At 32.5% G+C, this 19,263-nt stretch carries 19 protein-coding genes and 2 tRNA genes; 11 read left to right on the top strand and 10 right to left on the bottom strand.

The features are described 5' to 3' along the window. Positions 1-54: 54 nt before the first annotated feature. Complete coding sequence (locus ACVC43_RS09805; RefSeq protein ID WP_452224333.1) at positions 55-1,182, bottom strand: FKBP-type peptidyl-prolyl cis-trans isomerase; 1,128 nt, start codon at positions 1,180-1,182, stop codon at positions 55-57. A gap of 79 nt (positions 1,183-1,261) precedes the next feature. Here ACVC43_RS09805 and ACVC43_RS09800 point away from each other — a divergent pair, with 79 nt between their 5' ends. Both ACVC43_RS09800 and ACVC43_RS09795 read left to right on the top strand, forming a co-directional pair. Next, positions 1,262-1,636, top strand: a complete 375-nt coding sequence (locus tag ACVC43_RS09800; protein WP_452224332.1) for an RNA-binding S4 domain-containing protein — start codon at positions 1,262-1,264, stop codon at positions 1,634-1,636. A gap of 16 nt (positions 1,637-1,652) precedes the next feature. Next, positions 1,653-2,156, top strand: coding sequence for a phosphoribosyltransferase family protein (locus ACVC43_RS09795; protein WP_452224331.1), 504 nt, complete (start codon positions 1,653-1,655; stop codon positions 2,154-2,156). On the opposite strand, the gene ACVC43_RS09790 is transcribed toward ACVC43_RS09795, so the two are convergent. Continuing rightward, complete coding sequence (locus tag ACVC43_RS09790) at positions 2,148-2,666, bottom strand: shikimate kinase (RefSeq protein WP_452224330.1); 519 nt, start codon at positions 2,664-2,666, stop codon at positions 2,148-2,150. The genes ACVC43_RS09795 and ACVC43_RS09790 overlap by 9 nt on opposite strands. Before the next feature lie 123 nt (positions 2,667-2,789). Between ACVC43_RS09790 and ACVC43_RS09785 the strand changes: the two genes are divergently transcribed. The 7 genes from ACVC43_RS09785 to ACVC43_RS09755 all read left to right on the top strand — a co-directional run bounded on the left by ACVC43_RS09785 (position 2,790) and on the right by ACVC43_RS09755 (position 7,904). Beyond that, positions 2,790-2,862: transfer RNA gene (locus ACVC43_RS09785), tRNA-Lys, on the top strand. A gap of 59 nt (positions 2,863-2,921) precedes the next feature. Further along, a tRNA-Leu gene (locus ACVC43_RS09780) sits at positions 2,922-3,006 on the top strand. A gap of 61 nt (positions 3,007-3,067) precedes the next feature. Continuing rightward, positions 3,068-3,994 (top strand): MerR family transcriptional regulator, encoded by a 927-nt coding sequence (locus tag ACVC43_RS09775; RefSeq protein ID WP_452224329.1) that lies wholly within the window; start codon positions 3,068-3,070, stop codon positions 3,992-3,994. A gap of 1 nt (position 3,995) precedes the next feature. After that, the gene (locus tag ACVC43_RS09770; protein WP_452224328.1) at positions 3,996-5,459 is read left to right on the top strand and encodes a phytoene desaturase family protein; all 1,464 of its coding nucleotides are present in this window, start codon (positions 3,996-3,998) and stop codon (positions 5,457-5,459) included. A 1-nt stretch (position 5,460) separates the two neighbouring features. Then, the gene (locus ACVC43_RS09765) at positions 5,461-6,300 is read left to right on the top strand and encodes a phytoene/squalene synthase family protein (protein ID WP_452224327.1); all 840 of its coding nucleotides are present in this window, start codon (positions 5,461-5,463) and stop codon (positions 6,298-6,300) included. Further along, on the top strand, positions 6,300-6,758 hold the full coding sequence (locus ACVC43_RS09760; RefSeq protein WP_452224326.1) for a sterol desaturase family protein: 459 nt from the start codon (positions 6,300-6,302) through the stop codon (positions 6,756-6,758). Before ACVC43_RS09765 ends, ACVC43_RS09760 begins: the two co-directional genes overlap by 1 nt. Continuing rightward, positions 6,759-7,904 carry a lycopene cyclase family protein gene (locus ACVC43_RS09755; protein ID WP_452224325.1) on the top strand — a complete coding sequence of 382 codons (1,146 nt, stop codon included), beginning with the start codon at positions 6,759-6,761 and terminating at the stop codon, positions 7,902-7,904. Here the strand turns inward: ACVC43_RS09755 and ACVC43_RS09750 are convergent. The 8 genes from ACVC43_RS09750 to ACVC43_RS09715 all read right to left on the bottom strand — a co-directional run bounded on the left by ACVC43_RS09750 (position 7,899) and on the right by ACVC43_RS09715 (position 18,042). Continuing rightward, positions 7,899-8,462 carry a TlpA family protein disulfide reductase gene (locus ACVC43_RS09750; RefSeq protein ID WP_452224324.1) on the bottom strand — a complete coding sequence of 188 codons (564 nt, stop codon included), beginning with the start codon at positions 8,460-8,462 and terminating at the stop codon, positions 7,899-7,901. The two genes, ACVC43_RS09755 and ACVC43_RS09750, sit on opposite strands and share 6 nt — an antisense overlap. A gap of 78 nt (positions 8,463-8,540) precedes the next feature. Further along, the gene (locus tag ACVC43_RS09745; RefSeq protein WP_452224323.1) at positions 8,541-9,929 is read right to left on the bottom strand and encodes a spondin domain-containing protein; all 1,389 of its coding nucleotides are present in this window, start codon (positions 9,927-9,929) and stop codon (positions 8,541-8,543) included. A gap of 173 nt (positions 9,930-10,102) precedes the next feature. After that, positions 10,103-12,373 (bottom strand): aconitate hydratase, encoded by a 2,271-nt coding sequence (locus ACVC43_RS09740; protein WP_452224322.1) that lies wholly within the window; start codon positions 12,371-12,373, stop codon positions 10,103-10,105. 269 nt (positions 12,374-12,642) lie between these two features. Beyond that, complete coding sequence (locus ACVC43_RS09735) at positions 12,643-12,834, bottom strand: GldL-related protein (protein ID WP_452224321.1); 192 nt, start codon at positions 12,832-12,834, stop codon at positions 12,643-12,645. After that, on the bottom strand, positions 12,834-13,787 hold the full coding sequence (locus ACVC43_RS09730) for an AAA family ATPase (RefSeq protein WP_452224320.1): 954 nt from the start codon (positions 13,785-13,787) through the stop codon (positions 12,834-12,836). Before ACVC43_RS09730 ends, ACVC43_RS09735 begins: the two co-directional genes overlap by 1 nt. A gap of 17 nt (positions 13,788-13,804) precedes the next feature. Then, entirely contained in the window at positions 13,805-15,256 is a 1,452-nt protein-coding gene (locus ACVC43_RS09725; protein WP_452224319.1) for a peptidylprolyl isomerase, read from the bottom strand. Then, positions 15,219-16,073, bottom strand: a complete 855-nt coding sequence (locus ACVC43_RS09720) for a peptidyl-prolyl cis-trans isomerase (protein ID WP_452224318.1) — start codon at positions 16,071-16,073, stop codon at positions 15,219-15,221. The genes ACVC43_RS09725 and ACVC43_RS09720 overlap by 38 nt, the downstream gene beginning before the upstream one ends. A 1-nt stretch (position 16,074) precedes the next feature. Continuing rightward, complete coding sequence (locus ACVC43_RS09715; protein WP_452224317.1) at positions 16,075-18,042, bottom strand: peptidylprolyl isomerase; 1,968 nt, start codon at positions 18,040-18,042, stop codon at positions 16,075-16,077. 155 nt (positions 18,043-18,197) lie between these two features. Here ACVC43_RS09715 and ACVC43_RS09710 point away from each other — a divergent pair, with 155 nt between their 5' ends. Together ACVC43_RS09710 and ACVC43_RS09705 are read left to right on the top strand one after the other, a co-directional pair. Further along, positions 18,198-18,653, top strand: coding sequence for an SRPBCC family protein (locus tag ACVC43_RS09710; protein WP_452224316.1), 456 nt, complete (start codon positions 18,198-18,200; stop codon positions 18,651-18,653). Further along, positions 18,646-18,885: a hypothetical protein gene (locus ACVC43_RS09705; RefSeq protein ID WP_452224315.1), complete on the top strand. Its 240-nt coding sequence runs from the start codon at positions 18,646-18,648 to the stop codon at positions 18,883-18,885. The genes ACVC43_RS09710 and ACVC43_RS09705 overlap by 8 nt, the downstream gene beginning before the upstream one ends. The last annotated feature ends 378 nt before the right edge of the window (positions 18,886-19,263 follow it).

Below are 19,263 nucleotides of genomic sequence, written 5' to 3'. Positions count from 1 at the left end.
GCATAAAAAAGCCCAATTTAAATTTTAAATTGGGCTTTTTAATTTATAGAAATATTACTCCAACACCGTAGTTATTGCAGCATTTAAATAGTTTGGTAGCATTTCGCCATTTACCATAGTAAATGGAACAACCAACGTGTTAAGCGTAAACGTTCCATCTAATTCTCCTTCAACACTAATAAATATTTCATTTAACCCATTGGGCTCAATTACACTATCGTAATATGCTTTAGCTTCGGCTCTCGACATAAATTGTGTAGTACCATCATCTTCGTATTCATTTTGCTGTACTTCATCTCTGGTTAATACACCATCGCCATCATCATCATTATCGATAAAATTAACTAATAAATCACCATCTGTATTGTCGTCTGCTCCGGTAAAATCACCATCTGGATGTTCAATATGTGAAGGTATACCATCGATATCGAAATCTGTATTGCTTCTTGAAATTACTTTAAGTTTAAAAAATAAAGGCGAGTATTGTGGTATTATAGCACTTGGAGAAGCTGAGAAATAGCCTAAACCAGAAGGCATAAATACAACTCCAATTCCATGATTGTTTGAAGTAAAAGAACCATCTGTGTTTTCTGTATATCCTGTAGCCGTTTTAAATTCAATAATCCCTTCTCTAAAACCGGCAACAACACCTCCAATGTTTCCAACTCCTGTGAGATTAAAGGGTTGACCACTATCTATACCAACAGCACTATCGAAAATAGAACCATCTGGTATTGTTCCCTCATAAACCATAGCCGCTGCATCTAATGCGTTTATAGAATCTCCTTCACCTTCTCTAACTTTTAAAATGTATAAGTTATAGTCTACATCATCATCATCTAAATTTACCGTTTTGATATCTAATCTTGGATAAACACCATCGGGTTGGTTTAAATAATTTATAATTGGCGTTTTGTCTTGAGTCCCGTTATCTGCAGAAATAGTATCTAATTCTACAGTAAACTCATCGTTAGCTGGATTATTGGCATTAGTAAAATCGAAATCTTCATAGTTGAAAAAGTGTGTTTCTAAATACGTTTCAATTTCAATAATATTTTCATCGTAAACTTCTTGCCTGTCTCTATCTGGAATTGGTGTAAATGACGCATCATCATCATTATTACAAGAAAATGCAAATAATAATAGATATAAAGTTGGAATTAAAAATTTTCTTAAATTCATTTTTGCTTATTTTTGGGTGCAAGATAATCTTTATAATAATTTTGTACAATATCATTAACGTAGAATTTAGTTAAATTATATGCGAATTGACAAGTATTTATGGTGTGTTCGATATTTTAAAACAAGAAATATTGCAACTACTGCATGCAAAAAAGGGCATATAAAGGTTAATGACCAAGTTGTAAAGCCAAGTAGAGAGGTTTTTGCAACAGATAAAATTGAATTACGTAAGAACCAGATTAATTATTCATTAACGGTTTTAGATATTCCACCAAATCGTGTTGGCGCTAAATTGGTGGATATTTATAGAGTAGACACCACACCAAAATCTGCTTTCGAGGGTCAAGAACTTCTTAAATATGCAAAAGATTACTATAGAAAAAAAGGAACTGGTAGACCTACTAAGAAAGATAGAAGAGATATTGATGATATTTATAAAGAAAATGAAAATTAATTGTTAATAGTAAAATATGGCGAATACTAAAAATAGTATACTGTCTCACGACGAAATAACACATAAAATAAGAAGAATTGCTTATCAGATTTATGAAAGCAACATCGACGAGACTGAGGTTGTTTTAGCAGGGATTGAATCGAACGGATATATTTTAGCCAAAAAATTAAAATCAGTGTTAGTAAAAATATCTCCTATTGAACCCATATTATGTAAAGTTTCTATAAACAAAAAGCAACCGTTGAGTAGTGTTGAAACCTCAATTAAACCTGAAAAATACACTAATAAATCTGTGGTGTTAATAGATGATGTTTTAAATTCTGGCACGACATTAATCTACGGTGTTAAGCATTTTCTTAACGTTCCATTAAAGCAATTTAAAACGGCTGTTTTAGTGAATAGAAATCATAAAAAATATCCTGTTAAAGCAGATTTTAAAGGGATTTCTCTATCAACCTCATTAAACGAGCACGTAGATGTGGATTTAACTGGAAAGAATTTTGATGTGTTTTTAAAATAGCTGAAGCACAATATCCTCTACAATTTCATTAACATTTCTATTAGCATTAATTGTATAGGCTGCCTTATTATAAAATAAAGCGCGCTCAAACAGGTGTTTGCCTATAAATTCTGTTAATAATTCGTCAGATTTAATATGAGCAATTAAAGGTCTTTTAGACTTTTCTTCCCTTAATCTATCTACCAATACTGGAATACTTACATTTAAGTATACCGTTTTTATCTTTGGTTTAGATATTAAACTGTCCATTGTGTTAAAGTAACATGGCGTTCCTCCTCCTAAAGATATTACGCTGTTTATTGATGTTTTTAAAAGGCTGTCAAGATATTGCTTTTCTTTCTTTCTAAAATATATTTCACCAGATTCTGAAAAAATCTCAGATAAACTTCTTTTTTCCTTTAACTCAATAACATCATCTAAATCTATAAATTTAAAACCTAAAACTTTAGCTAATTCTTTTCCAATAAAAGATTTTCCGGATGCCATATATCCTATTAAAACAATATTCATTTAAGTCTTATTATTTGATTATTAATCATGTAGAAATTACGTGAACAAAAAAACAAAAATATTTTTTAAAATAGGCTTGTATTATTAATAAAACGTTTTATATTTGCACCCTCAAAAGGAAAAGACCTGGTAGCTCAGTTGGTAGAGCATCTCCCTTTTAAGGAGAGGGTCCTGGGTTCGAGCCCCAGCCCGGTCACAAAAAAAAGTTAAGCTCTGCTTAACTTTTTTTTTTTATCTTTTAACATAGATTTTAATGCGCACGTGGCGGAATTGGTAGACGCGCTGGCTTGAGGGGCCAGTGATCGCTTAGATCGTGGAAGTTCGAATCTTCTCGTGCGCACTTAAAAAAACTTCACAAAAAGTTATAATATTGCGTTTTGTTTAATTATTTTAGCAATACGATGAACAATATTAAAACACAATTTAGCATTCGCGACCTTGAAAACCTTTCGGGTATAAAAGCTCATACCATAAGAATTTGGGAAAAACGGTACAATTTATTTCAGCCGAACAGATCTGATACTAATATTAGGTATTATAGTTTAAAGAGCTTACAAAAAATTCTAAACATAAGTTATTTAAACAAAAATGGGTTGAAGATTTCAAAGATTGCTGATCTTGACGAAGAGGAAATCCCGTTGATGGTGAAATCTATTTCCGAAAAACAATTTAATAATAATTACGCTATTAATGCTTTTAAAATGGCTATGTTTAGTTTTGATAGTGCTTTATTTCACGCTACCTATAATAAGTTGTCTTCCAAGCATGAGTTTAATGTAATTTTTTATACTTACATAGTTCCTTTCTTAGATGAAATAGGATTACTCTGGCAAACAAACACCATTACTCCTGCCCATGAGCATTTTATAGTCGAACTTATTAAACAAAAAATTTTAAGTAATACGGAGAAAGTTAATGCGACGGCTAAAAATAAAAATATCGAGCAGACCTTTGTTCTATTCCTCCCAATGAATGAAATTCATGAGTTAGGTTTGCTTTTTATTAATTATGAATTATGTAAGAATGGATTACATTCTATTTACTTAGGGCAAAGTGTACCTATGAATAGTTTAGAGCATCTCACTGATTATTACGATAATATCACATTTATCTCTAGTTTTACTGTAAAGCCAAATACTGAATTTATTGACACCTACTTAGAAAAATTTCATTCAACAATTTTAATGCATTCAAATAACATTTTATATGTTTCTGGCAGGCAGACACAAAATATTAACCTTTCAACTTTAAACGATAAAATTTCGGTTTTACAATCAACCAAAGCAGTTTTAGATAGTTTACAAATAGAAAAATTAAAAGTAAATTAAAATGAGTAAAAAAATTGCTATAATTGGTTCGGGCTTTTCAGCATTATCTGCTTCATGCTATCTTGCAAAAGCTGGTTATAATGTAACCATATTTGAAAAAAACAGTACAATTGGTGGTCGTGCAAGACAATTTAAGAAAGATGGATTTACGTTTGATATTGGACCCACCTGGTATTGGATGCCCGACGTTTTCGAGCGTTTTTTTGCAGATTTTAATACCAAACCCTCCAACTATTATGATCTTGAAAAATTAAATCCAGCCTATAGTGTCTATTTTGGAAAAGACGATTTTATAACCATTGAAGATACTTTAGATAAAATATACGCTGCTTTTGAAAAGGAAGAAGCTGGAAGCTCTATAAAATTGAAGAAATTTATAGATAATGCGCAAAACAACTATGAAGTAGCGATAAAAGATTTAGTATATAGACCAGGTGTTTCTCCTTTAGAATTAATTACGCCTGTTACCATAAAAAAAATCAATCAATTTTTTAGCACTATAAAAAAAGACGTCAGAAAAGAATTTAGAAACGAGCGTTTAGCACAGATTTTGGAGTTTCCTGTCCTTTTTTTAGGTGCAAAACCAAGTAATACACCTTCTTTTTACAGTTTTATGAATTATGCCGATTTTGGTATTGGGACGTTTCATCCTAAAAAAGGCATGTATCAAGTTGTGCTTGCAATGGAAGCCTTAGCAAAATCATTAGGCGTTACAATTAAAACAAAAAACCCAATCGATAAAATAACCGTAGATAATGATAAAGCAACAAGTATCATTTCTAATGGAAAAACATATAATGCCGATATTATTTTAAGTGGTGCAGACTACCACCATACCGAAACATTGCTGGACAATAAGTACAGGCAATATTCTGAAAAATACTGGAACCATAAAACTTTTGCGCCATCATCGCTTTTATTTTATGTTGGGTTTAATAAAAAATTGAAAAATGTTAATCATCATACCTTATTTTTTGATGTAGATTTCGATGTACATGCACAAGCTATTTATGATGATCCCAAATGGCCGGAAAACCCATTGTTTTACGCAAGTTTTCCAAGTATAACAGATAACAGCGCTGCTCCTGATGGTAAAGAAGCAGGTATTTTTTTAATACCGTTAGCTCCTGGTATTGAAGATACAGCAACTTTAAGGGATTTGTATTTTAAAAAAATAATTACTCGCTTCGAGCATTTAACTTCACAAGAAGTTCAAGATTCAATTATCTTTATAGAATCGTATTGCGTAAACGATTTTATTGACGATTATAACTCGTATAAAGGAAATGCATATGGAATGGCTAATACGTTATTTCAAACAGCATTTTTAAGACCTAAATTAAAGAGTAAGAAAGTGAAAAATTTATATTTTACAGGACAACTTACTGTTCCTGGTCCAGGCGTTCCTCCTTCCATTATCTCTGGAAAATTAGTTGCAGAATTAATATCTAAACACCATAAATAGTATGAAAGCACTATTCGATACCGTTTCGTACCATTGCAGTAAGATTGTAACACAGTCGTACAGTACTTCGTTTTCTATGGCTACTAAAATGCTGGCAAACTCAATCCGTCAGGACATATATAACATTTATGGTTTTGTTAGGTTTGCCGATGAAATAGTAGATACCTTTCATGATTACGATAAGGCTTCGCTTTTTAAAAGATTTGAAGACGATTTAGAAGCCGCTTTACAAGATAGAATTAGTTTAAACCCTATTCTTAATGCATTTCAGCATACCTACCATAAATATAATATAGAAAAGCATATGGTTGATGCCTTTATGAAAAGTATGCGCTTAGACCTTACTAAAACCACCTATTTAACAGAATCTGAATATAATGACTATATTTATGGCTCTGCTGATGTAGTAGGATTGATGTGCTTAAAAGTATTTGTAAATGGTGATAACGAAAAGTACCATGAGCTTAAAACTTTTGCGATGTCATTAGGTTCTGCATTTCAGAAAGTAAATTTTTTAAGAGATTTAAAGGCAGATTTCGATGTGTTAGAACGCACCTATTTTCCTAATACAGATTTAAATAATTTGGATGAAAATGCTAAGCAAATAATAATTAAAGACATTGAAAATGATTTTGCAAAAGGGCTTGAAGGCATAAAGTTATTACCAATAGAAGCTAAATTTGGTGTTTTTATGGCTTATCGTTATTACAACCAGTTATTAAAGAAATTGAAAAAAACGCCTGCTTTAGATATTAAAAACACAAGAGTTAGAGTACCAAATTATAAAAAAGTAGAGCTTTTAACCAGAAGCTATGTAAAATATCAACTTAATTTAATGTAATGCATATATTTTATTGGATACTAGTTTTTTTAGGCACTTTTGCTACTATGGAATTCATGGCTTGGTTTACACATAAATACATAATGCATGGCTTTTTATGGTCTTTACACAAAGACCATCACCATAAAGATCATGACAGCTGGTTTGAAAGAAACGATGCTTTTTTTATTTTTTATGCTATTGTAAGCATGACCTGCTTTTATCTCTGGAGCTACGAAAACGTTTGGTATGGCTTACCTATTGGATTAGGTATCATGGCGTATGGTGCTGCTTATTTTATTGTACACGATATTTTTATTCACCAGCGTTTTAAACTACTAAGAAACGCTAATAACTGGTATGCTAAAGGCGTGCGAAGAGCGCACAAAATGCACCATAAACATTTAGGCAAAGATGAAGGAGAATGTTTTGGTATGCTGTTTGTTCCTTTTAAATACTTTAAGCGTAACAGTAAATAAATGTCTATTAGCAAGTCTTTCGACTATATTATTATTGGCAATGGTCTTGCTGGATTTCAATTGGCATTAGCACTCGCTGAAGATTCCTTTTTTAATGATAAGCAAATAGCATTAATAGACAAATCTCCTAAAAACAGTAACGATAAAACCTGGAGCTTTTGGGAAAAAGGTGAAGGTAAATGGGAGCATATTATATCAAAAACTTGGAAAGAGGCTTTGTTTTTTTCTTCTGAAAAACAATTAAAACTACCTCTTAGCCCTTATACTTACAAAACCATTCATGCGTTAGACTTCTATGCTGCCGCAAAACAAAAACTTTCGAAAAAAGCTAATTTTCAATTTATTGTTGAACCTGTCATTTCAATTGAAGAGACCGATAGTATCATTGTAAATACAACTAACAACTCCTACTCTGCTTATCATGTTTTCGACAGCAGAATACCAGAAGATTATTTTTCAGAATTCAATAATTACACAAAAATAATTCAGCATTTTAAAGGTTGGATCATTGAAACAGAAACACCAGTTTTTAATCCGGAACAATTTACAATGATGGACTTTAGAATGAAAGACGGAGACCAAACCACTTTTACGTACGTGTTACCACTTTCTAAAACTAAAGCGCTTATAGAGTTTACTTATTTTACACCAGATTTAGTAAATGAAGACACTTACGATAGTTTTGTAAAAAAATACATTGCCGAAACATTAAAAATTAGCCGTTATAAGATTCTGGAAACCGAAAGCGGAAAAATTCCTATGACTAATTTTCCATTCGAAAATTATTCTACAAAAAATCTAACGAAGATTGGTACTGCTGGTGGCTGGGTTAAGGGTTCTACAGGTTACTCTTTTAAGCACACAGAGAAAAAAGTTGCTATAATTATCGAGAATTTAAAACTTAATAGAAAACCTTCAAATAGACTCTTTAAGAAAAGGTTTAAGTTTTACGATAAAATATTTTTAAAAGTCCTATTAGATGAAAACGAAAAAGGCGAATGGATTTTTAATCAATTCTATGCTAAGAATTCGATAGAAAACATGTTTAAGTTTTTAGATGAGGAGTCTTCATTTTTAGAAGAATTAAAAATTATGAAATCTCTTTTTTCTTGGAGCTTTATAAAAGCCTTTTTTAAAACATTATAATTTTAAAAGCTCATCTATTGTATTTCTTACCGTGTTGCTGTTCCAATTGGCAGCTCCAGATTTATCTATAATTATATTGCCTTGCCTGTCCAGTAAAAATGTTCGCGGAATACTTTTTACATAAAAAGTCTCTGGAGCCTGAGATTCTGGCACGTACGAACTAAAAGTATAATTTTTATTATTCAAAAAATCTTTAATTTTTTGGTCCTGCTCATTAGAAACCAAAATAAATTCAATTTTATCACTGTAATCATTATATAATAATTGTATAGAGGGCATCTCTGCAATACAAGGAGGACACCAAGTTGCCCAAATGTTTACAAGCACAACTTTACCTTTAGTACGATCAAAATGAAAACCATTACCATCTAAATCTCTTAATTGCCAATTGTAATTACTAACCTGTTCTATGTCACTGTCTTTTTCTACACTCGGACTCATTTTTGCAATAACTGAGTGTAATGCAATTTGAATTTGTTGCCGTGATTGAGGGATAATCAACAAAGCAATAATTACTATGAAAATTATATTTTTAGTTGAAATTTTGCTTTTAGCCATAATTTTTAAATAATTGAAGCACTAATTTAGCATAATTAGTGCTTCAAATCCTATAATAAAACTTTAACTATAAATATTTTATAACTGTGAAATCGTTACGCGAACCACATTTTGAACTAATGGTACGTTAGCAGGAAACGGATTAACTTCTCTAACCTGTGTATTAGGGTCTACAGGACCAGTATTAAGGGCAGACTGTCTTATTACTTGATTTAGGCCTGCTCCAGGAAATTCGTCTACTTCTGTTCCTACATCATATAATTTAACATTAGATGTAACATCTCCAGTTACTGGATTTGCTCCGTTAAATAATGATATTCCTCCTTGAGAGAAAGTATAAATCCAGTCATTGCTTTGAATTGACATTGTCGCAAAAGATAAATAATCGCCTTGTTTAGCAGTAATATCGAAAGAATAACTATCTCCTGGTCCTACAGCACCTGGTGTAGATGTCCCTACTGGAGTGTTAAATAAAGCGCTTGAAGATACTCCCATTTTAGTGCTTAGTACAACTGCTAAATTACTTGGGGTACCATCCTCTGCAATTCCTTCTAAACCTTCACCATTATCTGGTTGCCCACTAGTAAACAATGGATTAATACCTTGATCATGAACAGCCCAAACACCAGGAGAAATTGGTATTATTAATCCGCTATTATCCAAAACTCTCATGTTTTCTACCATTGCAAAACCATCTTCCGCAATATCTTCCACACCTTCTGAAGCAGCTTCACCTGTTTCAAAAAATGGATTAGGACTTGTGTGTATTGTGTAAACAGCAGGAGACATTGGTACTGCTGCAGTAGTTCCTGATCCTTGCGCTGGAGTAGCAATTGTTGTCATGGTTGAAATATTCTCGATTCTTAATGTAAAGTTTGTTCCTCCATTATGTGTTAACGTTACTTGTGCAACCTCATCAACATCTGGCAGCACATTAACACCATCAGTATTTCCGGTGATTTCTGTTACCACTCCATTTTCATCAACACCTTGATCTGAAGCATCAGCAGCCTGCTGTGGTTTTTGGTTTGCGCTTCCTGTAACTTCATTAACTTCTGTTCCTGCATCCCATAATTTAACTTGATTAGTGACATCTCCAGAGTTTGGGTTTCCCATGGCATCAAATAAAGCAATACCCTCACCGTCTGGTGATAAGAATAAGTCATTAGATTGTACAAACATTGTTAAAAAATTTACGCGTGTACCTCCATCTCCAGGTAAAACATTTGGTCCTGCATCAAAAGAAAACTCGTACGCTCCTCCTGGAAAAATAGGTCCTGGTGTAGTTTCTCCAATTGGAGTGGCTGCTAATCCTCCTGAAAAATATGTTGATGGTGTTAACACATTCTCAATTGTTACTTTAAGATTAACACTCTCTGGTTGATTAATTATAGTTCCATCATCATCATTTGAACATGATACTGTAATTAAACATAATAGCGCAAGGCCGAAAATTAATTTTTTCATTTTTGTTTTTTTTTATATTAATTGAAATCTACTCAATAATTTAAATTGGTAGAGCTAAAACCGAAGTAATTTCTTTTTTAGTCGTTAAATAGCTAAAAACCTTACATCTATTGCATAAAAAACTCCTAAACGTTAATTTAGGAGTTTTTTTTATTTTTTAACCTTTTTTGGTTTTAAGATGCGTTTTCCTTTTTTATTAAATTTAAGGCCGAACCTTCATTATACCAGTTAATTTGAGCCTGGTTATAAGTATGGTTTAACATAATCTTGTCTTTACTTCCATCTGCATGCACGACTTCTAACGTTAACTGTTTGTTAGGTGCAAAATCTGCCATATCCACAAAGTTGAAGGTATCATCCTCTTGAATTAAATCGTAATCACTTTCGTTTGCAAAGGTAAGACCTAACATCCCTTGTTTTTTAAGGTTAGTTTCATGAATACGTGCAAAAGACTTAACAATAACAGCTACTACACCTAAATGTCTTGGTTCCATTGCTGCGTGTTCTCTTGATGATCCTTCCCCATAATTGTGGTCTCCCACAACAACAGTTTTTACTCCAGCGGCCTTATAAGCTCTTGCCGTATCTGGCACTCCTCCAAATTCACCTGTTAATTGATTTTTAACAAAGTTTGTTTTCTTTCCAAATGCATTAACAGCACCTATTAAACAATTATTAGAAATATTATCTAAATGCCCACGAAAACGTAACCAAGGTCCAGCCATAGAAATATGGTCTGTTGTACATTTTCCAAATGCCTTAATTAATAATTTAGCACCTTTTATTTCTTTTCCTATTGGCTCGAAAGGTGTTAATAGCTGTAAACGTTCTGAAGTTGGACTAACCACTACTTCTACTCCGCTTCCATCTTCAACAGGTTCTAAATAACCGTTATCTTTAACTTCAAAACCTTTTGGAGGTAATTCCCATCCTCTTGGTTCTTCGAACATGACTTCTTCACCATTTTCGTTAATTAACTTATCTGTCATCGGATTAAAATCCAAACGACCTGCAATCGCTATTGCTGCTGTTAATTCTGGAGAGGCTACAAATGCGTGTGTATTTGGGTTTCCATCTGCACGCTTAGCAAAGTTTCTATTAAAAGAATGTACTATACTATTTTTTGGTGCATTTTTAGGATCACTATACCTTGCCCATTGGCCAATACATGGTCCACAGGCATTTGTAAATATTTTAGCATCTAATTTTTCGAAAATACCCAAAATACCGTCACGATCTGCTGTGTATCTTACTTTTTCAGAACCTGGATTGATTCCTAATTCCGACTTCATTTTTAATCCTTTATCTAAAGCCTGCTGCGCGATAGAAGAGGCACGAGATAAATCTTCGTAAGATGAGTTGGTACAAGACCCAATTAATCCCCATTCTACTTGAATAGGCCAATCGTTAGCCTTCGCCTTTTCGGTCATATCTTTTCCTGCAGATGTTGATAAATCTGGAGTAAATGGTCCGTTTAATAAAGGCCCTAATTCAGACAGGTTAATTTCAATAACCTGATCGAAATATTGCTCTGGATTTGCATAAACTTCTGGATCTGCTGTTAAATAGTCTTTAACTTTGTTTGCTGCATCGGCAACCTCTGCTCTTTCTGTAGCACGTAAATAACGTTCCATAGACTCATCGTAACCAAAAGTGGAAGTTGTTGCTCCAATCTCTGCTCCCATATTACAAATAGTACCTTTTCCTGTACATGACATAGAAGTTGCACCAGGTCCAAAATATTCTACAATTGCACCTGTACCTCCTTTTACAGTAAGTATTTCTGCCACCTTTAAAATAACATCTTTTGGTGCTGTCCAACCTGAAAGTGATCCTGTTAATTTTACACCTATTAGTTTTGGGAATTTAAGTTCCCAAGCCATGCCTGCCATTACATCTACTGCATCTGCTCCACCAACACCAATAGCTACCATTCCTAATCCACCAGCATTTACTGTATGGGAATCTGTACCAATCATCATACCTCCTGGAAATGCATAATTTTCTAATACTACCTGATGAATAATACCTGCACCTGGTTTCCAGAAACCAATACCATATTTGTTAGATACAGATTCTAAAAAATTAAAAACCTCACTACTTACGTCGTTGGCGTGTTTTAAATCTTTAACTGCACCTTCTTTTGCCTGGATTAAGTGATCGCAATGTACTGTTGTTGGTACGGCTACTTTGTCTTTTCCTGCTTGCATAAATTGCAATAATGCCATTTGCGCAGTAGCATCCTGACATGCAATACGATCTGGTGCAAAATCTACATAATCTTTACCTCTGGTGAAAGCTTTTGTTGCTTTTCCATCCCAAAGGTGATTGTATAAAATTTTCTCTGAAAGTGTTAATGGTTTACCAACGATATCACGAGCTGCATCAACACGTTCTGCCATTTGACTGTAAACCTTCTTAATCATATCGATATCGAATGCCATATAGTTAAATTTTAATTTTAGTTGTTGTTAATATTCCGAAGTTTTCGGAATTGCAAAACTACAAAAAGTTGAAGAATTTAAAAAATTTGTAACGATTTAGGTAAGTACTTGCGAATAATTCAAAAAAAATAAATAATTATACTTAAAATTTACAAAAATGATAATTTTAGTATTGAAAAAATACTAAATTAATAACTGAGCTGACTTTTTTATCTATAAGTATGGTAGCTATAATCGATAATAAATTGCTATTAAAAAATAGGAGAAATTTATTTCTTAAAATAAGATTTAACAAGAACTCCAATTAAAACTATTAAACCAATTACTTCTATAAACGATCCAATAGTTAGGAGTTGTGGACCGTAAGGCCAATGCTGGATTTTAAATAAAGCGCCAAGAATTGTAAAGATAAAACCTAAAAGAAAAATAATGACAGGAATAATAAACTGTTTATTCTTCATTAAAATAAGCTTTTAATAATTTGCTCTTCGGTTACACCTTCTGCTTCGGCTTTGTAGTTTTTTATTATTCTATGACGTAAAATGCTGTTTGCAACGGCTTGTACGTTTTCAATGTCTGGAGAAAATTTACCATTAATTGCTGCATGAGTCTTAGCGGCTAAAATTAAATTTTGAGACGCTCTTGGTCCTGCTCCCCAATCTATATACTGATTAACCAAATCTGCTGCCGCATCTGTATTTGGTCTCGTTTTAGCAACCATTCTAACAGCATATTCGATAACATTATCTGCTACAGGAATTCTTCTTATTAATTGTTGAAAATCTATAATTTCCTGTGCTGAAAACAATGCATTAACTGATGCAGAAACATCTGTGGTTGTTGCTTTAACTACTTGCACTTCTTCTTCGAAAGTAGGGTAGTCTAAATTAATTGCAAACATAAAACGGTCTAATTGCGCTTCTGGTAGTGGATATGTCCCTTCCTGCTCTATTGGGTTTTGTGTCGCTAAAACAAAATATGGCAAATCTAATTTATAATGATGTCCTGCTACTGTAACTGCTCGTTCCTGCATGGCCTCTAATAAAGCGGCTTGTGTTTTGGGAGGCGTACGGTTTATTTCATCTGCTAAAATAATATTAGCAAAAATTGGCCCTTTTATAAATTTAAAGTTTCTACTCTCGTCTAAAATTTCGCTACCAAGAATATCGCTTGGCATTAAGTCTGGTGTGAATTGAATACGCTTAAAATTGAGTCCTAAAGTTTGAGCAATGGTATTAACCATTAATGTTTTTGCTAAACCTGGCACTCCAATTAATAAGGCGTGACCTCCAGAAAATATAGAAATTAATATTTGGTTTACCACATCGTCTTGACCTACGATTACTTTAGCAATCTCTTGTCTTAATGCGTTATACTTGGTTACTAATTGGTTGATAGCTGCTACGTCTGACATTCTTTATTTATAGTATATTATTTTTTAAGCCAATTGTTAGTAAAATCGCAATCTCTATAATTGCCACTTATTTTAATGTATGTATCGTCAATTTTTTCTTCTTGCCATTTCGCAATTGCGTCTAATCGTTTTTCATTAAGAGCAAGTTCTTTAATTTTAAGATAGTCTCTTGAGTAATCTGCATCGTGCTCGTCTATTCTATCTGTAACTGTAAGAATTTTAAAGAGCACATTACCTATTTGATCTCTGTCTACAAGAACGTCTGATACGGTATTATTTTCTAAATCCTGAATCTTAACATAAATTTCGGTATCAATTTTAGTTAATTCAAAATTATAATCTTGTGTTGCAGGATTAATAAGTTGTCCTCCTTGAAATTTTGTTTCAATTTCATCACTAACTTCTCTGGCTGCATCTGCAAAAGTAATATTACCTTCTTCTATATTTTTCTTTGTTTCTTCAATTTTTTCTTTAGCTTCTTTTACAGAACTTTCTGAAACCTCAGGTATCATTAATATGTGTCTGACATCGTATTCCTGTCCTCTAATTTTTTCTAGAAATATAATATGATAACCGTATTCTGTTTTAAAAGGTTCTGATATTTCACCCTCCTGTAAAGAAAAAGCTACTTCTCTAAACTCCTTGACCATACGTGGCCTATTTCGATTCATGGGTGGTAATGCACCTCCATTTTTTTTAGAACCAGGATCGTCTGAATTAAATAAGGCTTTAGACCTGAAGTTCGCTCCATTTTCCTCTACATCTTTTTTAATGGTTTTAAGCTCATTAATAACTCTGTCTATTTCTTCTTGAGTTGGCTCTGGTTTTATTACTATTTGTGCAACTTTTAATTCTGTACCAAATGTTGGGCGTTGCTCTTTAGGTATTTTGTTAAAAAACTGGCGTACTTCTTCTGGAGTAACTTCTACTTCATCTACAATTTTACGTTGCATTTCGGCTGCTAATTTGTTCGCTTTATTAATTTCGAACATTTCATCCTTCAAGCTTTGCTCATCCTCTTTTTTATAAAAGTCTAACACTTGTTGCATATCACCTCCAACCTGCTCTTGAATTTGCTGTAATTGCTGGTTTACATAAGAACGGATTTCGGCATCATTAATAACTATACTATCTTGTATAGCATGATGCGCATAAAGCTTATCTTCTAAAAGTTTACCAAATAATTGGCATCTGGTAATATTATCTGGATTACCGCCTTGAGCCTTGAGCTGTAAAAAGGTTTTATCAATATCAGATTCTAAAATAATGTATTCACCAACTACGGCAGACACGCCATCTACTTTAACATTTATTAGTGGCTTTAAGCTGTCTTTTGCTGCTTCAGCTTTTGGAGTTTCGTCAATAATTTCTTGTGCTAATATTCCGTTAACAACAAAAAGAGTTAAGCATACAGCTATTAAGTGTTTCAAATTAATTATAAATTTCAAATTGTTTATTTTTAATGGCATCTTTTGTAATGTCTTTTTCTAATTTACTAATAAGCTCCAGTTTTCGTTTGTTTATTACTATTTGCTTGATAGTTGGTCTCACGTATTCTAAAGGTGCTTCGTCATTTCTAAGCAGCACATCTGTAATTTGCATCAAATATAGTCCTAATGAATCTTTGCGTTGTATAAAATTAGATTTTTTTAACAGTTCATTTTTATTCTCTGTAGTAACTGTAGGTATTTTGGTAATAACTTGATCTAATCTAATCCAAACAGAATCGTTTAAAGAGTACGATTTAAACTGAATTGCCACAGAATCTAACTCTCTTTTATCTTTAGCATTAAAGCGCTTAAATTTTTCCTTAATCTCGTTAAAATCAAGTCTATTTTCATCAATATTAATATATCTTAATTTAACCAAATCTTCATTAAGCTTAAAAACCTGTTTATTATCCTCATAGTATTTTGATGCCTCATTTGCAGAAACAACAGTATCTAAGTTTTTATAAACTAAGGCTTCTAGGTAAGCTTTGCTGTATAAATCGTTTTTATATTCATTTACCAATGCATCAAATTCTTTCTGGGTGTTTTCGTCTAGATTTACTGTAGCACCTTGGACAAGCAATTGCTCTGTTGCCCATTGGTTTATAAAGTTATTTGTTATAACAGTGCTGTCTTCTTGCGTATAATTTTCGGGAAGTATTGTTTTTAGGTCGTCTTTATATAAATACACCTCATTAACTCTGGCTATAGCATCCTGAGTTTCTGTTTTCTTAAAATAATCGCATGAGGTAAGCATGAAACCAATAACGGTATATATAGCAATACGCTTTAACATCTTATTTGGCTATTGTTTTTTTAACGTAATTTAATGCATTGTTGTAGATTTCTACTTTGTATTTTGAAGCTAATTCGCTCAACCAATTCTTTTCCTTAAAATTTTGGTAGTCGCTTGTAACTTTACCCATTGCTTCTTCCAGCGTTTTTTCGCTTTTAGGCAATACACTATTTACTTTTACAACTACGTATGCATCATTATGTTTATAGATTTTTGAAATTCCTTTTTTAAAGACGAAATCCTCTGGAAGTGCTTGATGCTCTCGATCCATTTCACCAGATGTGAAACTAACATTAACTTGATTGGTTGTATTGACTAAGTTTTTAATGTCATCTATGTTTGTGCCTTTGTCCATTAGACTAGCAATCTTTTTTATTATATTCTTTTTGGCAGAAGAAGCTACCACAGCATTTACACGCTCAGGAAAAAAATAACTACTTTTATTGGCTTGATAGTAATTTTTAACTGCAAGAGAATCGGTTTTAGCGGCATTCCATATTTCGGTTTCCATTAAATCGAAAAGCAAAAGCCCATCTCTATATTCTGCTACAATTTGAGCATAATCTTCGTTTTCGTTAATTAGATTTTCTTCTTGATATTTTAATAATTCGTTTTCTACAAATTTTTTATATTGACTTTCCACAATATCGTTAATAGAAACAGAATTACTAATACCTCTTTGATTTTTTATTAAATATTGCCCAAAGTCATTATAGGTTATGCTTTTACCCTCAATTTTTAGAAGTGTATTATTCTCATTGAAATTGGCTGGTAACTGCCATCTTCCGTTATAGTATTCGTTATTTAAAATGGATTTAAAATATTCTAAGTCCGTTTTATTGTCTACTATAATATATTTTGATTTTAAGGTGTTAACTCTCGAGTCGTTTATTACCTTAGAACGCGAGTCGCGTTTAACTTGCGATTGTAACTGCGATTTCATGTCCTCAAATGCTGCTATACCTTTTTTAGCTTTAAGTTTTACAATATGCCAACCAAATTGGGTTTTAAAAGGTTTCGACACGTCGTCTATATTTTTAAGTTCGAAAGCAACGTTTTCGAATTCTGGTGCACTTAATTCTCCACCAGAAAACGGTTTAAGCAACCCACCATTACTTGAAGAACTTTTGTCTTCGGAAAACTGTTTTGCTAAAGCATCGAAAGCTTCGCCTTGCTGAATACGTTTGTGTATTTCATTTATTTTTGTTTCGCTTTCTTTTGGATTGTCTTTATTAAGTTTAATCATTATGTGCGCAACAGACACTTCGCCTTGGGCTTCTCTTTTATCCAGAACTTTTACAACGTGGTAACCAAAACGGGTTCTAAAAGGATTAGAAACGTCGCCCACATTTGTATTATACGCTGCACTTTCAAAAGGGTAGACCATTTTAAATGCAGAGAAATACCCTAAATCTTCAGCGAATATTGTTCTCCCATTATGCACATCGGTTTGTACCACTTTATAACCCTCGTCAATCACCCTGTTTCTAAGTTTAACAATCTCGTTATAAGCCGCCAAAGTGTCTTGTGCGCTTGCATTCTCATCGATCCTAACTAAAACATGACTGGCATTAATTTCGGTTTGCAATCTGTTGTAAGCTTCTTCTACCAAAGCATCTGTAACTTTATTATCGGTTAGATAATTTTTAGAAAGCTGCTGTTTGTAACTTTCAAACTCACGAAGATAGGCGGGTTTTTGGTCTAATTCTAACTGTTTAGCTTCCTTTAACTTCAACTTATAATTTATAAAAAGTTCAAGGTAACCATCAATATCTTTTTGAGACTCCTCTTTTACTAAATCTAAATTTTTATTGTAAACTCTTAAAAATTCTGAAACGTAAACAGGTTGATTATCGATAGTGAAAAGAATTTTCTCTTCTTGAGCTTGTAACTGCGTAAAAAAAACCAAATTAAAAACAAAAAAGAAAAGTAGATGCTGTAATTTCATAGTATTATTTAAATATGCCATAGCGTTGCAAAAATAACAATATTAGCCTATTATGCAAGCACAATACCAAACGTTAGGAAAAGAAAGTTTAGTATAGAGAAATTGCTTATATTTATTTAAAATTAATAAGAGAGTATAAATATTAAGATAATTTTACACCAACTAATTAACAACTCATGAAGTATACTTCGCAAATTATCGTAGAAGTCCCTTTAGAACAATTTATAAATAGATTTGATAACCATGATAATATGAAACATTGGCAGCGTGGCTTAGAAAGTTTCGAGCATATTTCTGGAGATCCTGGTAAAATTGGTGCTAAAATGAAATTAAATTACACTTTTGGCAAACGCAAAATGACACTTATTGAAACGATAACCGAAAGTAAGCTACCTCACGAACTTCATGTTAACTACGATGGTAAGGGCATTCTCAACTTACAACAGAATTATTTTGAAAGCACTCCAGAAGGATACACCAAATGGATTTGCACGAGTGAATTTATCCCAACAAATTTTTTTATGCATATAATGACCGTATTGGCTCCAGAATCTTTTAAAAAACAATCTATGGTATATCTTAACGACTTTAAAAATTTTGTAGAAAAAGGAATTTCTGTAAAAAATGCGTAAACTAAAATTAATCTGGGATTTTAGAGGTCCTAACGCTTTAAAGATTGCTCAACATCACGAACAACATCTTAAAGAATATATAATCGCAGAAAAATTGAATATCAAAATTACTGGTGTTGAAACTTTAAGCGACTACCATGCTACGGCATTTTTAGTGATTGATGAAGATAAAATGAAGCCTGTGAGAGATGTATTAAAGCCGCATCGCGGACAAGTTTACACGAATGCATAAGTGCTTCACACCTTATATATAGTCTTCACACATAATATATATTTAAGTACTATTGCCTCATGTTTGATACACATCGATTTTCTCGTTATTTAAAACCACTTCAATAATCTCTTTTATTTAAAGAAACATTAATAGATTTAGAATTTTAAAAATTTGTTGAATTCTTTACACAGTTTTCTAATGTCTATACTGAAGCAAGCAATATTTATTAGCATAATAAAAAACCATAGATACATTACTAACTATATGATTATCTTTCGATTAGACAAAAAACATCATCATGGATATAGACAATACTAAGTCACAAATAAACAAGTTAAATTGATGTATTTTAACGAGTGTCGTGAATACGTATTCGAAGTAGGTATTTTGTCTTTT

This window comes from Lacinutrix chionoecetis (genome assembly GCF_053604665.1).
Note: the sequence above shows the minus strand (reverse complement) of the source record. Positions and strands in the feature narration are given on the sequence as shown.